Here is a 17824-nt window from a genome sequence, read left to right on the forward strand (position 1 = left end):
TGTAATGAATAAAATCAATGCCGCGGTGGTTGGCGCGGGAATTTATGGCAAACACCATATCAATGCTTACCACTATAATCCGTGGGTGAATCTGGTCGGGTTTTGCGAAATCAACCCGGACATTCGGGCCAGCGTAGCTCAGGAGTTTCATATTCCCGGCTTTGCATCGCTGGCAGAACTGTTTGCCGCTACGCAAGTTGATCTGGTATCGATAGCCACCCCGGATCCTTTCCACTTTGATGCAACAATTGAGTCCATTACCGCTGGAAAACATGTGCTGATTGAAAAGCCGATGGCAACAACGTCGGCGGAATGTCGGGAGATTATCCGTTGCGCTACAGAGTATGGGGTGAAAATTGGTGTTGATTACCACAAGCGTTGGGACGGAATGGCGCAACATATTCATCATGAGCTATTGAAGCCTGAAACCGGTCAGGTACTACGTGGCTATATGAGCATGGATGACATCATCGATGTGCCAAAAAACTGGTTATCGTGGGCGAATGAAAGCTCACCCGTCCATTTTCTCGGCACTCACTGTTTCGATTTAATTCGATACTATATGAACGGTGCCAACGCAGTGAGCGTCTATGCGATAGGGCAGAAAAAGAAACTGGTTGCTGAAGGTATCGACTCCTGGGACACCATTCAGTCTTTTGTTACGTTTGAAAATGGTGCGCAATGGACGGTGGAGGTGGGATGGTGTCTGCCCTCTACGTTCCCCAAAGCAAATGATGGTCGTAGTTTTGTTATTACTGAAAATAACTATTATCGAGCAGATGCGCAGTTGCGCGGCTATGAAATGTTTACACCACAACGTAGCGCGACACCAAATTATAACTTTATCAATTATGTTAATAACAAGGCCAGCGGATACGGAATTCAGCCAATACATGATTTTGTGGAGTATATATTATTTGATACACCTTATCTGGCAACAGCAGAAGACGGCTTACAGGCTACGTTAATTTGCGAGGCAGTACATCATTCACTATCAACAGGAAATATTGTGCACTTGTAATTAATCTTTTTTTTACGTCTCATAAGTATTTTTCTTTGACTTAAATTTCTATGATTAAAGTAGGGTGTCTTATTCCCCCCAACCCTGCCAATGATCATCGCTTATGGGGCGTCTTTTCATTATTCATATTCAGATAACAATATTGCAGGGCATGAAAGAAAAGCGTATGCAGTGACATTTTCAATGCGGCAAAACTCAGAGGACTGACGCTGGATTGAGGAGTGTACAGGGTCACATCGGCAAGCGATGTGCCGCTCTGGTGGCAGGCGACAGCCAGCGAGGCAGCCTCATGCTCGCGAATCAATGTGATCAACTGGTTATCCGGTTCATCTTTGGGACCCGGTAGCAAGATTACGGAATCACAATCTGTCAGGCTGTTGGCTAACAGCGAATCGGCATTTTGATACTCAACGGGAATACAGACCTTACCAATATCACTGTAGTCCTGAATGATATTACTGAGTAAAGAGCCTAGTTCCCGGGAGTGACAAAAATAAAGGTTGCGGCTGGAGCTGATAATTTCAAAGAAAGTATTAATTGCTGCTGGGTTATTATTGTTGATAAATTCACTGAGAATAACATTGTTCTTTGTTGCCTGTGCTGGAAGCAGCACTGCAGGTTCACTGCGTAGACATTTAATTAAATCATATTTAAAAGAAGTAAAACCGGTATAACCGAGCGCTTGAGCAAAACGAACAATAGAAGGTTGGCTGGTCTGAGTCTTTTTTGAAATTGCTGTCGATGTCAGTTTTTCTGCGCCTGATAATGTAGCCAGAATGTAACGACTAATAGTTTGTTCCGTATGTGAGCCAGTTTTCACCAGTAACTGAAGTTGTTCGATAATGTTCATTGAGGTCCCTCGGTTTTGTTTATTATGACATATACACTTTTTCCTTCAAGTTACCTCTGTGTTGCCTGGCGAGTGGTTAACGTGAAGAGGATTGACGGCGCTTCCCCCGCATAACGTTGAGCAGGGCAAGCAGCAAAGCGTTTTTTCTCATTTTCAGATAAGACTGCTGAACGGCCTGTGATTTCTACGCTATAAACATGTGGAATTATCGACACAATGACCATTTGGTTGTGTAAATATTGCGGGGTTAAGACAAGGGTTTCAGAGCGGTGTATCATATTCCCGTAAAGAGAGGGCATTGCGACGCCGGACATTTACCGCTACCTTAACCACACTCTATTAATGCCCTGAGGCGGAGCTTCGCCCCTTTGAAATACCTTGCTTCCGTTCATTCAACCCTAAAAGTTTCACGCTACCTGTTCAGAGCGTTGGCGCTCGTTATCTGGTGTCTGATTGCGTTCGCCTCCGTGTTCTACATTGTGAATGCGCTGCATCAGCGAGAGTCTGAGATCCATCAGGAGCTTAATCTCAGCTCCGATCAGGCCCAGCGCTACATTCAGCGCACATCTGATGTCATTAAAGAGCTGAAATATATTGCCGAAAATCGCTTAACGGCGGAAAACGGCGTGATGTCGCTGCGGGCGCGAGATGATAAAACCGTCGTGCCAAATTTTGAGCCGCTGTTTGCCGACTCCGACTGTTCTGTCATGGGCAACGCCTGGCGAGGTTCTCTGGAATCACTAGCCTGGTTTATGCGCTACTGGCGCGACAACTTTTCCGCCGCCTATGATTTAAATCGAGTGTTCCTGATCGGCAGCGACAACCTCTGTATGGCCAATTTCGGCTTGCGTGATATGCCTGTCGAACGTGACGAGGCCCTGAAGGCGCTGCATGAGCGCATTATTAAGTATCGCAATGCTACGCAAGACGAAAACGGCAACAACTTGTTCTGGATCAGCCAGGGGCCGCGTCCGGGAGTAGGGTATTTCTATGCGCTGACGCCGGTTTACCTCGCCAATCGCCTCCAGGCGCTGTTGGGCGTAGAGCAGCCTATTCGTATGGAGAATTTCTTCACGCCGGGCAGTTTACCGATGGGCGTGACCATCCTCGACGAAAATGGCCATGCGCTAATTTCTCTCACTGGCCCTGAAGGGAATATTAAGGCTGAGCCCCACTGGATGCAGGAACGCTCCTGGTTTGGTTACACGCCGGGTTTCCGCGAGCTGGTATTGAAGAAGAATCTGCCTCCGTCCTCCCTGAGCATCGTGTACTCCGTTCCGGTCGATCTGGTGCTGGAGCGGATCCGCATGATGATCCTGAACGCTATCTTGTTGAACGTGCTGGTTGGCGCGGCATTGTTTATGCTCACGCGCATGTATGAACGGCGCATTTTTATTCCAGCGGAAAGCGATGCTCAGCGGCTGGAAGAACATGAGCAGTTTAACCGTAAAATCGTAGCTTCTGCGCCGGTGGGTATTTGTATTCTGCGCACGATGGATGGGATTAACATCCTGAGTAACGAACTGGCGCACACCTATCTGAATATGCTGACGCATGAAGACCGTCAGCGGTTAACGCAAATTATTTGCGGCCAACAGGTCAATTTTGTTGATGTGCTAACCAGCAACAATACCAATCTGCAAATCAGCTTTGTGCACTCGCGCTATCGCAATGAAAATGTGGCAATTTGTGTCCTGGTTGATGTCAGTGCGCGCGTTAAAATGGAAGAGTCGTTGCAGGAGATGGCGCAGGCGGCGGAACAGGCCAGCCAGTCCAAATCGATGTTCCTTGCTACGGTGAGCCATGAGCTACGTACACCGTTGTATGGCATTATCGGAAACCTTGATTTGTTGCAAACCAAAGAGTTACCGAGTGGGGTAGATCGTCTGGTAACGGCGATGAATAACTCTTCCAGCCTGCTGCTGAAAATTATCAGCGATATTCTCGACTTCTCAAAAATTGAATCTGAACAGCTGAAGATTGAGCCGCGAGAGTTTTCACCGCGTGAAGTCATGAACCATATTACGGCTAACTATTTGCCGCTGGTGGTCCGCAAGCAGTTGGGGTTGTACTGCTTTATCGACCCGGATGTGCCCGTGGCGCTGAATGGCGATCCGATGCGTTTACAACAGGTGATTTCTAATCTGCTGAGTAACGCAATCAAGTTTACCGATACCGGTTGTATTGTGCTGCACGTGCAGTGCAGCGGCGACTACCTGAGCATTCGAGTGCGTGATACCGGTGTAGGGATCCCTGCCAAAGAGGTGGTTCGGTTGTTCGATCCTTTCTTCCAGGTGGGGACTGGCGTACAGCGTAATTTCCAGGGAACGGGACTCGGTTTGGCGATTTGTGAAAAATTGATCAGCATGATGGATGGAGATATTTCCGTCGATTCCGAGCCGGGAATGGGGAGTCAGTTTACGCTGCGTATTCCGCTTTATGGCGCACAGTATCCGCTGAAAAAAGGGGTAGAAGGATTGGCAGGCACGCGTTGCTGGCTGGCAGTACGCAATGCGTCACTGTACCAATTTCTCGAATCCAGCCTGACGCGTAACGGGATGACGGTACTGCGATATGAGGGAGAACAGCCCGATGCGGATGACCTGTTGGTGGCCGACGATGTGCTGGAACAGGCCTGGCAGGGACGGGCAGCGGTAATTTTCTGCCGCCGCCATATTGGCATTCCGCTGGAACGAGAGCCTGGAGAATGGGTACACAGCGTTGCGTCACCGCACGAACTGCCTGCGCTGTTGGCGCATATCTATAGCGTAGAGCTGGGGAGTGAAGATCTCTCCACGGCGCTGCCAGCCCCGGATAAAGCCGGTGCGACGAACGATGACATGATGATCCTGGTTGTTGACGATCACCCTATCAACCGGCGCTTACTGGCCGATCAGCTGGGATCGTTGGGATATCAGTGTAAAACGGCGAATGACGGTGTGGATGCGCTCAATGTACTCAGCAAAAACCATATCGATATCGTGCTGAGTGACGTCAACATGCCAAACATGGATGGTTATCGCCTGACGCAGCGTATCCGCCAGCTAGGGTTAACGCTGCCTGTTGTGGGGGTAACGGCAAACGCGCTTGCCGAAGAGAAGCAGCGTTGTCTGGAATCAGGTATGGATAGCTGTCTGTCCAAGCCGGTGACCTTAGACGTATTGAAGCAAACGCTGGCGGTCTATGCGGAAAGAGTGAGAAAAACGCGGGGATAGGGAATAAAAGAGCCGGATGGCGGCGTTAGTCTTATCCGGCCTACGAAACGTGCACGATGCTGTTTGTTCGTAGGCCTGATAAACGCAGCGCCATCAGGCATTTTGACGTGATAAAGAATTACTCTTTGTCTGACGGACTCAGCGTCACGGAGGAGAGGTAATTCAGCAGTGCGATATCGTTTTCCACACCGAGCTTCATCATTGCCGATTTTTTCTGGCTACTGATGGTTTTAATGCTGCGGTTGAGCTTTTTGGCGATCTCAGTAACCAGGAAACCTTCGGCAAACAAGCGCAGAACTTCACTCTCTTTCGGTGACAGACGTTTGTCGCCATAGCCGCTGGCGCTGATTTTCTCCAGCAGACGAGACACGCTTTCTGGGGTAAATTTCTTACCTTTCTGCAGCGCGGCCAGCGCTTTTGGCAGGTCGGTTGGCGCGCCTTGCTTCAGTACGATCCCTTCGATATCGAGATCCAGTACCGCGCTCAGGATAGCCGGATTGTTGTTCATGGTCAGAACGATAATCGACAGGCTCGGGAAATGACGCTTGATATATTTAATTAACGTGATCCCATCACCGTATTTATCTCCCGGCATGGAGAGGTCGGTAATCAACACATGCGCATCCAACTTAGGCAAATTGTTGATCAGTGCAGTGGAGTCTTCAAATTCGCCGACAACATTTACCCACTCGATTTGCTCAAGTGATTTACGAATACCGAACAGTACAATCGGGTGGTCATCGGCAATAATTACGTTCATAGTGTTCATGTATTGGGCTACCTTGCTACAGCAAGCTCTTGACGTAAACGTCAATGTCGCTGATGTATTTTTCTATACCTGGAGCATCTTTCTCTTGAATAAGATGTTCCAGCGCTTCACATAACTGCTTGCCGGGTACCAGATTAAGCATGGCAAACACGCCTTTCAGGCGATGGGCCGTTTGGGCTAATGCAGCGAAATCGCTGATAGCCGCCTCAGTATACAACCTCTTAACATCATCCGGTACTGTGTCTACAAAGAGTGCGTAGTAACCACTGGCATGAAGTTCGGCGTTTTCATCTCCGCCGAGGGGGAGTTCCTGGAACTCTTCTTGTGCCAGCTGCTCTTCAATCAGCTCAAGGACAGCTTCCTGCATAGCATTGCTCATATTAAAGTTGACGCGCAGCTGACCGGGGCCAATTTTCCGTACGCCAGACTCATCATCGCTTAAAAGCAAGCCCGAGGCAGTAAGATTAGACGGATTATCCGTTAAAAAGAGATCATATTCTTGACTATTCAACCGTTCATCAGGCGTGATGCAGGTTGCCCCCCAGTTTTCCAGCTGACGTAATACAATGCTCCGTACGTCATTTGAGGTGACATCAACCATTACGCAGACGTCATCCAACAGGCGCTCTTCACTATCAGCATGTTGATCGTGCAGCGGCATTTTAACATGGACGATGTAACGTGTTCCAAGTTCTTCCCGCGCTTTGATATTCAGGTGTCCGCCAAGCTTACGGGCTAACTGATCGCACAACCAGAACGTCAGCGGGTTGGCTTTGCCATACCGATCGCCCTGCGTGTCATTAATGAATGGGAAATGGAGATTATCAACTTCATTTAATGTGACGCCTTCCCCGGTATCCAGAATGCGGAAGGTCAGGCGTTCGGCCTCTGACTCATCCTGGTCGACTTCCAGCGTGATTTTACCAATCTGCGTGGTGGTTACCGCATATTGGATCAACAGCAGCAAAATACGGCGCAAGGCATCGCGATCGCCACGGCGTTCGTCATGGGCGCTTAAGTGATTTTTAATCAGCAGTTGCAGCCCTTTACGCTTAATGGCCGGCAGAACCTCCGGAACCACGTCGTCAATTAATGCCTGCACGGAAAACAGTGTGGATTCACCTTTCCAGGCATCGTTCTCCAGCAGGTTAGCTAGCTGGATTTCGTCCACCATGCGCACCAGAACGTCGGCCTGATTGGCCAGTTTCTGGCTGTCTGGTGTATTGAGCGCGGCGGCATTAGCAGCCAGCGTTTTCGCGGGGTCTTTCAGCGCGCTGCCAATATTCTGCATAAAGGCCGCGCGGGCCTGCTGGTTTTTCTCATACAGCCGCTGCGCTTGTTTCAGCTTCTTATTGACCAGCACCTCGCGGTCCTGGTCACGAATGATAAAGATCTGCGTTCTCGGGGAGATTTGGCTGCGAAACAGTCTGATCTCATACAGTTCATTATTGATGGTGGCCTGAATCACTCCCTGATGCTGCTCTGCCATATTGGTAATGTTTTGCAGATTTAAATGCGGCAGCAGGTGGTCGGCAATTTTATTGCTGATAACCGTGCGGTTTGCTTCCTGATCGTGTACCAGTAATCCCAGCGGCAGAAGGGAAACAATCTCTTCATTGATTGCGCGCAGAACACGCAGCTCATTATTTGCCGCAAGGTTTGGCACCACCTGGGTGGAACGGGCAGGGAGGTGGCGAAAGGTGGTATAGCCAAACAGCGCCAGAGCCAGTAACGCAATGTTCAGCAAAAGCGGTAGCAGAATGCTTTGCAATGTGTCGAGTAGCAATGAGCCAAACGGAACCTGCCACACCAGCCGCATATCCGTTGAGTTTAGCGCCGAAGAGATCTCAATTTTACTGTTGTTGAAATTAATGCTGACGCTGTCAGGCGACTCTTTTTCATTCAGGTGCTCGGTCGTTGAGGTGGCATCAGGTTCCAGATGGAAACTGTCCAGCGGCATACCGGGCGGGATCAAGTCATTAATCGGCAGGTCAAAGGCGACAACCGTTGCCAGATGTCCTGGCTGATTAAAGGTCGTGCGTAGCGTGAAGTAATGCCCGTTCTGCCAGGCCAGACGGCGCAGTGAAGAGAAGCTTTCACGTTCATCTAGCGCATTAGCCTGTTGTAGCATCTCAGCTCGCCGGGAATCGACAATATTCCCAATCGTCGATTCTTTAAAACCGGAGGTCAGATCTTTCAGTGGTAACGTTGAGATTAGGATCAGGCTGTTATCCTGACCATTCAGGTAATACATTGACCATGGGACATTCTCTGCGCCCCACAACGTGTCCAGATACGTTGAAATGCGCTGGGTCATTTCCAGTGTAGAACTGTCATGCGAGCCAAAAATCAGCGCCTCGGTCTTTCTGCGGGGTTTCTCAAGATAATAGATATCTTGTTTCAGACGCGTTTCCTGTAGCCCATCTGCGCCTGGTGAACTGGTTGTAGCGGCAATATTGTCATAGATTTGCCAGGTCACGTATCGCCAGGTATCGACCCTTTTATGAATGGCATGGGTAATATCAACAATCTGATAGCTCTTATCTTTTAACCAGGTGTTGACGGCGCTCTGGACCATAACACCCATCATCACCAACAGCACAACGATCAGTAATAAGAAGAAACGGGTAATACTTCCTGGCAACAGGGAGAATCGGGTGGAAACCGTTGTGTCAGACTGACTCATTCGTGTTTATGACCTGTTAAACGACGCGAAAGATGAAAGGGCAGTATAAAGGGTAATGTATGAATTACCACACTTACACCACGCCGCCTGGCCTCCATTCTTTGCGCCTGATTTTGTTGCAGCCATTACGATGCAAAGGTGTACAGAAGATAAAGGCGGGTACAAATATTCGTACGGAATGTATACATTTAGCATTAAATAACAAGAAATTATTTATCAAACTTATATCTGATCGTGACACCCGAGATAGTTAATAGTCGTTATAGTTTTGCATCGGTAGCACGGAAAGGTAAGTTTTGTGTAAAGAAGGGTAAAAAAAAACCGAACGCAGAGCATTCGGCTGAAATAGGGGTAAACAGACATTCATAAATGAATGACGGTAATAAATAAAGTTAATGATGATAGCGGGTCTATTTTAGTTGCGAGTGAAGATTTTGTTTTGTCATTCAGTGCTATAAGGTGCTTTTGTGTAATGAGTTGATTTTAAAGGCAATTAAAATGATTCTTGATTATTTGTGCTTATTTTGCCTGTTTTTTGATTTTAAAAAAGTTCCCTCATATTAATATTTTGAAACATCTATACCGACAAATGAAACACCTTAAAAGTTTTAGTATCATATTCGTGTTGGATTATTCTGTGTTTTTGCGGAGAATGAAGTTGCCGACTGGTTAATGACCTTAATCAGTATGCAGTGGCATAAAAAAGCAATAAAGGCATATAACAGAGGGTTAATAACATGAAAGTTAAAGTACTGTCCCTCCTGGTACCAGCACTGCTGGTAGCAGGCGCAGCGAATGCGGCTGAAATTTATAACAAAGACGGCAACAAATTAGATCTGTACGGTAAAGTCGACGGTCTGCACTATTTCTCTGATGACTCTTCTAAAGATGGTGATCAGACCTATATGCGTATCGGCTTCAAAGGCGAAACTCAGGTTAACGACCAACTGACCGGTTACGGCCAGTGGGAATACCAGATTCAGGGTAACGCGCCTGAGTCTGAGAACAACTCCTGGACTCGTGTGGCGTTTGCGGGTCTGAAATTCGCTGACGTAGGCTCTTTCGACTACGGTCGTAACTACGGCGTAGTTTACGACGTAACGTCCTGGACCGACGTTCTGCCAGAATTCGGCGGCGACACCTACGGTTCTGACAACTTCATGCAGCAGCGTGGTAACGGCTTCGCGACCTACCGTAACACCGACTTCTTCGGTCTGGTTGATGGCCTGAACTTTGCCCTGCAGTACCAGGGTAAAAACGGTAGCCCGGAAGGCGAAGGTATGACTGGTGTGACCGGCAACGGTCGTGATGCACTGCGTCAGAATGGCGACGGCGTTGGTGGATCAATCACTTATGATATCGGTGAAGGCTTCGCGCTGGGTACTGCTGTCACCAGCTCCAAACGTACTGACGAGCAGAACCGTTTGAACTTCGGTACCGGCGACCGTGCTGAAACCTACACTGGTGGTCTGAAATATGACGCGAACAACGTGTACCTGGCAGCACAGTACACCCAGACCTACAACGCAACGCGTGCAGGCTCTCTGGGCTGGGCTAACAAAGCACAGAACTTTGAAGCTGTTGCACAGTACCAGTTCGACTTCGGTCTGCGTCCGTCCGTGGCTTACCTGCAGTCCAAAGGCAAAGACCTGAACAATGGCCTCACCAACTACGGCGACCAGGATATCCTGAAATATGTTGATGTTGGCGCGACCTACTACTTCAACAAAAACATGTCCACCTATGTTGATTACAAAATCAACCTGCTGGATGACAACCAGTTCACTCGTGATGCTGGCATCAGCACCGATGACATCGTAGCACTGGGTCTGGTTTACCAGTTCTAATCTACATTATGTCTATCAAAGGCCCTGCGGGGCCTTTTTTAATGTCGTTTTTTCGCCGTACAAACAACGATTTTTGGTGTACTCTTGCGCCCGTTCGCATGAGGATAATTACGTATGGAAATGAATTTTTATCGCGCAGCACTGCTGGCTGTGACGATCTTTTTTGTCGGGTGCGATGAGGCCCCGAAACCTGCTCAGACCACAATTCCTGCCACGGTTCTGGAAGGTAAAACGATGGGTACTTTCTGGCGGGTCAGTGTGGTAGGCGTAGATGCCAAACGCGTCAGGGAACTGCAGGCCAAGATCCAGACTCAGCTTGATGCCGATGATCAACTGCTCTCCACCTATAAAAACGATTCTGCGTTAATGCGCTTTAACCTGTCGAAAAGCCTGTCGCCGTGGCCGGTTAACGACGCCATGGCGGATATCGTGACTTCGGCGCTACGCATTGGTGCAAAAACCGATGGGGCCATGGATATCACCGTGGGGCCGTTAGTCAACCTGTGGGGCTTTGGCCCGGATCAGCAGCCGTTGCATATTCCCACCCAAGCGCAAATTGACGCTGCAAAAGCGCAAACCGGGCTTTCTCATCTGAAAGTTGTGAATGAAGCGCATCAGAACTACCTGCAAAAAGACTTGCCGGATCTGTATGTTGATCTCTCGACCGTTGGTGAAGGGTACGCCGCCGATCATCTAGCTCGATTGATGGAGCAAGAGGGGATCGCCCGTTATCTGGTTTCCGTTGGTGGTGCACTGAACAGCAGGGGAATGAATGCTGAAGGGCATCCGTGGCGAGTGGCGATCCAGAAACCCACCGATCGCGAAAACGCGGTGCAGGCGATTGTCGACATTAACGGGCACGGCATTAGCACCTCCGGCAGCTACCGGAACTATTATGAGCTGGACGGTAAGCGCCTTTCCCATGTTATCGACCCGCAAACCGGTCGCCCGATCGAACATAATTTGGTGTCCGTAACGGTGATTGCGCCAACGGCACTGGAGGCCGATGGCTGGGATACCGGATTGATGGTGCTCGGCCCGGAAAAGGCCAAAGAAGTCGTGCGTCGTGAAGGGTTGGCGGTCTATATGATTGTGAAAGAGGGCGAGGGGTTTAAAACCTGGATGTCGTCCCAGTTTAATAGCTTTCTGGTCAGCGAATAAAATTAAAAAGCAAGATTGCGGGTTTTTATGCCCGACGATGGGGACACACTGAGGCTAAGCGCTATGCTTAACAAAGGAGTCCGAAATGAAAAATCGTTTACGCATCACTGACGATGACCGTTGGCAGTCCGTTGTGGATCGCGACGTTGACGCCGACGGTCAGTTTGTTTTTGCCGTCCAGACCACCGGTGTTTTCTGCCGTCCGTCCTGTCGGGCAAAACATGCGCTGCGCAAAAATGTCCGTTTTTTCGCCGATGCCCAGCAGGCACAGGATGCCGGGTTTCGCCCCTGTAAGCGCTGCCAGCCGGATAAAGACAGCGCGCAACAGCATCGGCTGGACAAAATTGCCCGCGCCTGTCAGTTGTTGGAGCAAGAGTCACCTCTTACGCTGGACGAGCTGGCACAGCAGGTGGCAATGAGCCCGTATCACTTGCATCGTCTGTTCAAAGCCACGACGGGCATGACCCCGAAAGTGTGGCAACAATCATGGCGTGCTCGCCGTCTGCGCGATGCCCTGGCGAAAGGTGTTCCGGTTACACAGGCGATTCTCAACGCCGGATTCCCCGACAGCAGCAGCTACTATCGCAAAGCCGATCAAGCATTAGGCATGACGGCAAAGCAATTTCGTAAAGGTGGCGACAACGTTTCTGTACGCTATACCCTCGCAGATTGCGCTCTGGGTCGCTGTCTGGTGGCGGAAAGCGAGCGGGGTATCTGCGCGATCTTGCTTGGCGATGATGACGCTACGTTGGTTGCGGATCTTCATGCGCTGTTTCCCGCCGCGCAGGATGTCACTGCAGATGCCAATTTTCAGCAGCGCGTGCGCGAAGTGATCGTAGCGATCAATTCGCGTGACGCGTCGCTATCGCTACCCCTGGATATCCGGGGCACCGCATTTCAGCAGCAGGTGTGGCAGGCACTGCGCGCAATTCCGTGCGGCGAAACAGTGAGCTACCAACAGCTGGCCAGCGCCATCGGCAAACCGAAGGCGGTGCGCGCGGTGGCCAGTGCCTGTGGGGCCAACAAACTGGCGATTGTTATCCCGTGTCACCGGGTGATCCGTGGCGATGGCGCACTTTCGGGCTACCGATGGGGTATTGCGCGCAAGGTGCAGTTACTGCAACGGGAAACTACTGGCGAGGAAACATAATGCTCGATCTCTTTGCGGATGCGAAACCTTGGCAGGAGCCGCTGGCGTCAGGTGCGGTTATTCTGCGACGTTTCGCTTTTGACTCTGCGCCCTCTTTACTGCAGGCGATAGCGGCTGTCGCCAGACAGTCGCCGTTTCGCCAGATGGTGACGCCCGGCGGCTATACGATGTCGGTGGCGATGACCAACTGCGGCCATCTGGGCTGGACGACGGATCAGCATGGCTATCTTTATTCTCCGTTTGATCCACTCACCGGCACGCACTGGCCGCCGCTGCCGGATGCGTTCGCTGATTTGTGCCAACAGGCGGCGACGGCGGCGGGTTATGCTGATTTTCAACCCGATGCCTGCCTGATTAACCGCTACACGCCAGGGGCAAAACTGTCCTTACATCAGGATAAAGATGAGCCCGACCTGCGGGCGCCAATTGTCTCTGTATCGCTGGGGCTACCAGCCATCTTTCAATTTGGCGGCTTGCGCCGTAATGACCCTTTAAAGCGTTTACTGCTGGAACACGGCGATGTCGTGGTGTGGGGCGGTAATTCGCGGCTGTTTTATCATGGGATCCAGCCGCTTAAGACGGGCTATCATCCGTTGACCGGAGACTGTCGTTACAATCTGACTTTTCGCCATGCAGGTAAAAAAGAATAAAAATAAGAATTATTATTGCTGTCGACGAAGAGATGTTTAAACTGCGGGCTGTTATTACTTGTCCGGGTTGTTTGCATGGAACTTTTACTTCTTGTCTGGCGGCAGTATCGCTGGCCATTTATCAGCGTGATGGCGCTCAGCCTCGCCAGCGCCGCGTTGGGGATTGGGCTGATTGCGTTTATCAACCAGCGCTTGATCGAAACGGTCGACACCACGCTGATGGTGCTACCGGAGTTTCTTGGCCTGCTGCTGTTGTTGATGGTTGTCACCCTCGGTTCTCAGCTGGCGTTGACCACGCTGGGTCACCACTTTGTCTACCGCCTGCGTAGCGAATTTATCAAACGAATTCTGGATACTCACGTCGAGCGTATTGAACAGCTTGGCAGCGCCTCGTTGCTGGCCGGTTTAACCAGTGATATCCGCAACATCACCATCGCCTTTGTTCGTCTGCCTGAGCTGGTGCAGGGGATTATCCTGACCATAGGATCGGCGGTGTATCTGGCGATGCTGTCGACCAAAATGCTACTGGTAACGGCAATCTGGATGGCAATCACCATCTGGGGCGGATTTGTGCTGGTGGCGCGGGTGTATAAACACATGGCCACCTTGCGCGAAACTGAAGACAAGTTGTACAACGATTATCAGACGGTGCTGGAAGGGCGCAAAGAGCTGACGCTTAACCGCGAGCGCGCCGAGCATATCTTTAATCAGATGTACGTCCCGGATGCCAAAGAGTATCGCCACCATATTATCCGTGCCGATACCTTCCACCTGAGCGCGGTTAACTGGTCGAACATTATGATGCTGGGTGCCATTGGCCTGGTGTTCTGGATGGCTAACAGTCTGGGATGGGCTGATACCGCCGTGGCAGCGACCTATTCTCTGACGCTGTTATTCCTGCGAACACCGTTGCTCTCTGCCGTTGGCGCGCTGCCGACGCTGCTTACCGCGCAGGTGGCGTTCAACAAGCTGAATAAATTCGCACTGGCACCTTTTAAGGCCGAATTCCCACGCCCAACCGCGTTTCCCAACTGGCAAACGCTGGATCTGCGCAACGTGGTTTTCCACTATCAGGATAATGCGTTTTCCGTAGGGCCGGTGAATCTGACGATTCATCGCGGTGAACTGATCTTTCTGATTGGCGGTAACGGTAGCGGAAAATCTACGCTGGCGATGTTACTGACCGGTCTATACCAGCCGCAGTCAGGCGAAATATTGCTTGATGGTAAGGCCGTTGCCGTTGAAAAACCGGAAGACTACCGCAAGCTATTCTCCGCCGTGTTTACCGACGTCTGGCTGTTCGACAAACTGCTGGGGCCGGAAGGTAAAGAGGCTAATCCGCAACTGGTCGCGAAGTGGCTGGAACATCTGAAGATGGGTCATAAGCTGGAGCTGAGCGATGGTCGTATCCTCAATCTGAAGCTGTCGAAAGGGCAGAAGAAACGCGTGGCGCTGCTGCTGGCCCTGGCGGAGGAGCGCGACATCATTCTGCTGGATGAATGGGCTGCCGATCAGGATCCCCATTTTCGCCGGGAGTTCTATCAGGTGCTATTGCCTTTGATGCAGGAAATGGGGAAAACCATTTTCGCCATCAGCCACGACGATCACTATTTTATTCACGCCGATCGTCTACTGGAAATGCGTAACGGACAGTTGAGTGAACTGTTGGGCGATGAACGTGACGCCGCCTCGCGCGACGCGGTGGCTCGCACAGCCTGATCCATCGTGCCGCCGGTTTTTTAGCCACCCGGCGGCACTGTTTATTGTTATTTACATAAATCGGCATCATGATTAATGATATTTCATATCATGGATTTATGATTAATGTCTGTAATAAACAAAAACAGCGCCAGACTGCGTGATGAAGAGCGTGCGCGCCTCATCTGGCTGCTGACCACTGATAAAGCCATTATTTCAACGCTGTTGGGCAAGCTTACCCTGGCTGAGCAATATGACGTCGGTACGTTAGCCGACGATATTGCTGAGGTAGGGGCGCTGGTGGCCCACCTGCCACCGCCTGACCTCGCCGATACCCTCGAAGCTTTGCCCTCTGAAGAGCGCCACGCCCTGTGGCGACTGGTCGAAAATGAAAAGCGCGGTAACGTCTTGCTTGAGGCGTCTGAAAACGTCTGGGACGACCTGATCGATGAGATGAGCGACCGCGAGCTGCTGGATGCGCTGCAATATCTCGATATCGATGAACAGATTTACCTGGTGCAGCATTTGCCTCGTAACCTTACCGGTCGTCTGCTGGCGACGTTACCGGCAGAGGAGAGGACGCGCGTCCGCCAGGTGCTGCACTACGAGAAAAATAGCGTCGGCGCGATCATGGAGTTCGAGGTCATCACTGTGCGTCCGGACGTGACGCTGGAAGTGGTGCAACGCTATCTGCGGCGGCTGGGGAAAATGCCGGAGAACACCGATAAACTTTTCGTGACCGATCGCAATAAAGTGCTGGTTGGCGAACTGACGCTAACCTGCATTTTACTCAATGATGTGCAGCGAAAAGTCAGCGAGGTGATGGAAGATGACCCGCTCACCTTTTCTCCTGAAGATATCGCCGAAAACGCTGCGCGTACCTTCGAACGCGACAACCTGGTCAGCGCCGCGGTGGTTGACCCTTCCGGTAAACTGATGGGCCGTTTAACCATCGATGAGATTGTCGACGTTGTCTATGAAGAAACCGACACCGATCTGCGTCGAATGGGGGGCTTAAGCGCCGAAGAGGACGTGTTTGCGCCTGTTACCAAAGCGGTAAAAACCCGCTGGGCGTGGTTGGCCGTTAACCTCTGTACCGCCTTTATCGCCTCGCGGGTGATCGACGGTTTTGAACATACGATTTCGCAACTGGTGGCGCTGGCCTCGTTGATGCCGATTGTGGCGGGTATCGGCGGCAATACCGGGAATCAAACTATCACTATGATCGTCCGCGCGCTGGCGCTGCAAAATATTCAGCCGGGGAACCTGACGTTTCTCATCCTGCGCGAGATGGGCGTGGCGCTAATCAACGGCCTCGTGTGGGGCGGGATTATGGGGGGCATTACCTGGTGGCTGTACGATGATATGGCGCTCGGTGGTGTGATGACTCTGGCGATGATGCTCAATCTGCTGATGGCGGCGTTGATGGGGGTTATCATTCCGATGACGATGGTGAAGCTCGGGCGCGACCCGGCGGTCGGCTCGAGCGTCATGATAACCGCTATCACTGATACTGGTGGTTTCTTTATTTTTCTCGGTCTGGCAACGCTGTTTCTGATGTAGTCGCCCGTTTGCGTCTGACGATACGCGGTAGAATGAGCATCGTCATCACCCCGGCAACCACGCCAATCGCCAGGTTGCCGGTAGAAACCGTGGCAGCGACGGTCACCAGCATCACCAGCGTTTCAGTGACGGGGAGTTTCGTCAGCGTGGCGGGCTGGATGCTGTGCCAACTGAAGGTTTTTACCGCCACAATCACCATAATACCTGCCAGCACCGACATGGGTATTTCTGCCATCACTTCGCTTAACCCTGTGACTAACAGGAGTAATACCAGTCCGGCGGCAACCGTCGAGACGCGGCTGCGTCCTTTGCCCATCTCGACGTTAACGATGGTTTGACCAATCATCGCGCACCCGGCGATGCCGCCATAAAATCCGGCCAGAATATTGGCTATCCCCAGCCCGGCACTCTCGCGATTTTTATTCGACGGCGTCACCGTCAGGTCATCCACCAGACGGGCGGTTAACAACGACTCCATCAAACCAACAAAAGCGATACTCAGCGCGCAGGGCCAGATAATCGCCAGCGTGTGCAGGTTGAGCGGTACGAGTAACTGCGTTAATCCTGGCAGACCGCCGCTCATTGAACCTTCATCACCGACGGTCGGTAACAGTTGCCCGCTGGTGACAGTGAACACGGTTAGCAGCACGATGGCGATAAGCGGTGCGGGGATTGCTTTAATAAACCGCGGAACCCACAGCACAATCAGCAGCGTCAGGACAAACAGCCCCCAGATGAGCGGGCTTTTGCCCCAGAAATGCGGGACCTGGGCAAAGAAAATCAATATACCCAGCGCGTTAACAAAGCCGGTCATCACGGCCGTAGGGATGAATCGCATCAGACGTGCCATTCCCAATACACCAAACAGGATCTGAATCATCCCGGCCAGCACCACTGCAGGCAGGATGTATTGCACGCCGTGTTGATGCACCATCGGACCAATCACCAGCGCGACCGATCCTGCAGCGGCGGTAACCATTGCGGGACGACCGCCTAAAAAAGACATCGCCAGGCACAGTACGACGGAGGCGATCAAACTGACTTTAGGATCAACGCCTGCGATCACGGAAAACGAGATTACTTCCGGGATCAGCGCCAGGGCGGTTACCACACCGGCCAGCGTTTCGCGCACCAGCAGACGGGGTTGGCGGAGCACGGCGCGGGTCGTGTGTTCCGAGACTGTGGCAGAGGAATGTTGAGTTGCAGACATAGTT

General features: G+C 51.3%; 12 protein-coding genes. 8 read left to right on the plus strand and 4 right to left on the minus strand.

The window, feature by feature from the left end:
- Positions 1-4 precede the first annotated feature (4 nt).
- A complete protein-coding gene (locus SK38_RS01540; RefSeq protein ID WP_048234864.1) occupies positions 5-1021 on the plus strand; it encodes a Gfo/Idh/MocA family protein in 1017 nt (338 codons plus the stop codon).
- A 94-nt stretch (positions 1022-1115) separates the two neighbouring features.
- On the opposite strand, the gene SK38_RS01545 is transcribed toward SK38_RS01540, so the two are convergent.
- Positions 1116-1871 (minus strand): MurR/RpiR family transcriptional regulator, encoded by a 756-nt coding sequence (locus tag SK38_RS01545; RefSeq protein WP_048224672.1) that lies wholly within the window; start codon positions 1869-1871, stop codon positions 1116-1118.
- 368 nt (positions 1872-2239) lie between these two features.
- Here SK38_RS01545 and rcsC point away from each other — a divergent pair, with 368 nt between their 5' ends.
- Entirely contained in the window at positions 2240-5086 is a 2847-nt protein-coding gene (rcsC, locus tag SK38_RS01550; RefSeq protein ID WP_048234866.1) for a two-component system sensor histidine kinase RcsC, read from the plus strand.
- A gap of 118 nt (positions 5087-5204) precedes the next feature.
- Here the strand turns inward: rcsC and rcsB are convergent, their stop codons facing one another.
- The gene (rcsB, locus tag SK38_RS01555) at positions 5205-5855 is read right to left on the minus strand and encodes a response regulator transcription factor RcsB (RefSeq protein WP_003027592.1); all 651 of its coding nucleotides are present in this window, start codon (positions 5853-5855) and stop codon (positions 5205-5207) included.
- Positions 5856-5871: 16 nt separating this feature from the next.
- Positions 5872-8541: a phosphotransferase RcsD gene (gene rcsD / locus SK38_RS01560; RefSeq protein ID WP_048234868.1), complete on the minus strand. Its 2670-nt coding sequence runs from the start codon at positions 8539-8541 to the stop codon at positions 5872-5874.
- A gap of 737 nt (positions 8542-9278) precedes the next feature.
- Here rcsD and SK38_RS01565 point away from each other — a divergent pair.
- The 6 genes from SK38_RS01565 (at position 9279) to mgtE (ending at position 16610) form a co-directional block, all read left to right on the plus strand.
- Positions 9279-10388: a porin OmpC gene (locus tag SK38_RS01565; RefSeq protein ID WP_048234869.1), complete on the plus strand. Its 1110-nt coding sequence runs from the start codon at positions 9279-9281 to the stop codon at positions 10386-10388.
- A 114-nt stretch (positions 10389-10502) separates the two neighbouring features.
- The gene (gene apbE, locus SK38_RS01570; protein WP_048234871.1) at positions 10503-11549 is read left to right on the plus strand and encodes an FAD:protein FMN transferase ApbE; all 1047 of its coding nucleotides are present in this window, start codon (positions 10503-10505) and stop codon (positions 11547-11549) included.
- An 85-nt stretch (positions 11550-11634) separates the two neighbouring features.
- On the plus strand, positions 11635-12699 hold the full coding sequence (ada, locus tag SK38_RS01575; protein WP_048234873.1) for a bifunctional DNA-binding transcriptional regulator/O6-methylguanine-DNA methyltransferase Ada: 1065 nt from the start codon (positions 11635-11637) through the stop codon (positions 12697-12699).
- Positions 12699-13349: a DNA oxidative demethylase AlkB gene (gene alkB / locus SK38_RS01580; RefSeq protein WP_048234875.1), complete on the plus strand. Its 651-nt coding sequence runs from the start codon at positions 12699-12701 to the stop codon at positions 13347-13349. The genes ada and alkB overlap by 1 nt, the downstream gene beginning before the upstream one ends.
- Before the next feature lie 75 nt (positions 13350-13424).
- Positions 13425-15068: a multidrug ABC transporter permease/ATP-binding protein gene (locus SK38_RS01585; RefSeq protein WP_048234877.1), complete on the plus strand. Its 1644-nt coding sequence runs from the start codon at positions 13425-13427 to the stop codon at positions 15066-15068.
- Positions 15069-15173: 105 nt separating this feature from the next.
- Positions 15174-16610 (plus strand): magnesium transporter, encoded by a 1437-nt coding sequence (gene mgtE / locus SK38_RS01590; RefSeq protein ID WP_008785304.1) that lies wholly within the window; start codon positions 15174-15176, stop codon positions 16608-16610.
- On the opposite strand, the gene SK38_RS01595 is transcribed toward mgtE, so the two are convergent.
- A complete protein-coding gene (locus SK38_RS01595) occupies positions 16573-17820 on the minus strand; it encodes a SulP family inorganic anion transporter (RefSeq protein WP_048236386.1) in 1248 nt (415 codons plus the stop codon). The genes mgtE and SK38_RS01595 overlap by 38 nt on opposite strands.
- Positions 17821-17824 lie beyond the last annotated feature (4 nt).

It is taken from the genome of Citrobacter sp. MGH110, assembly GCF_001037515.1.
GTDB classification, from domain to species: domain Bacteria; phylum Pseudomonadota; class Gammaproteobacteria; order Enterobacterales; family Enterobacteriaceae; genus Citrobacter; species Citrobacter portucalensis.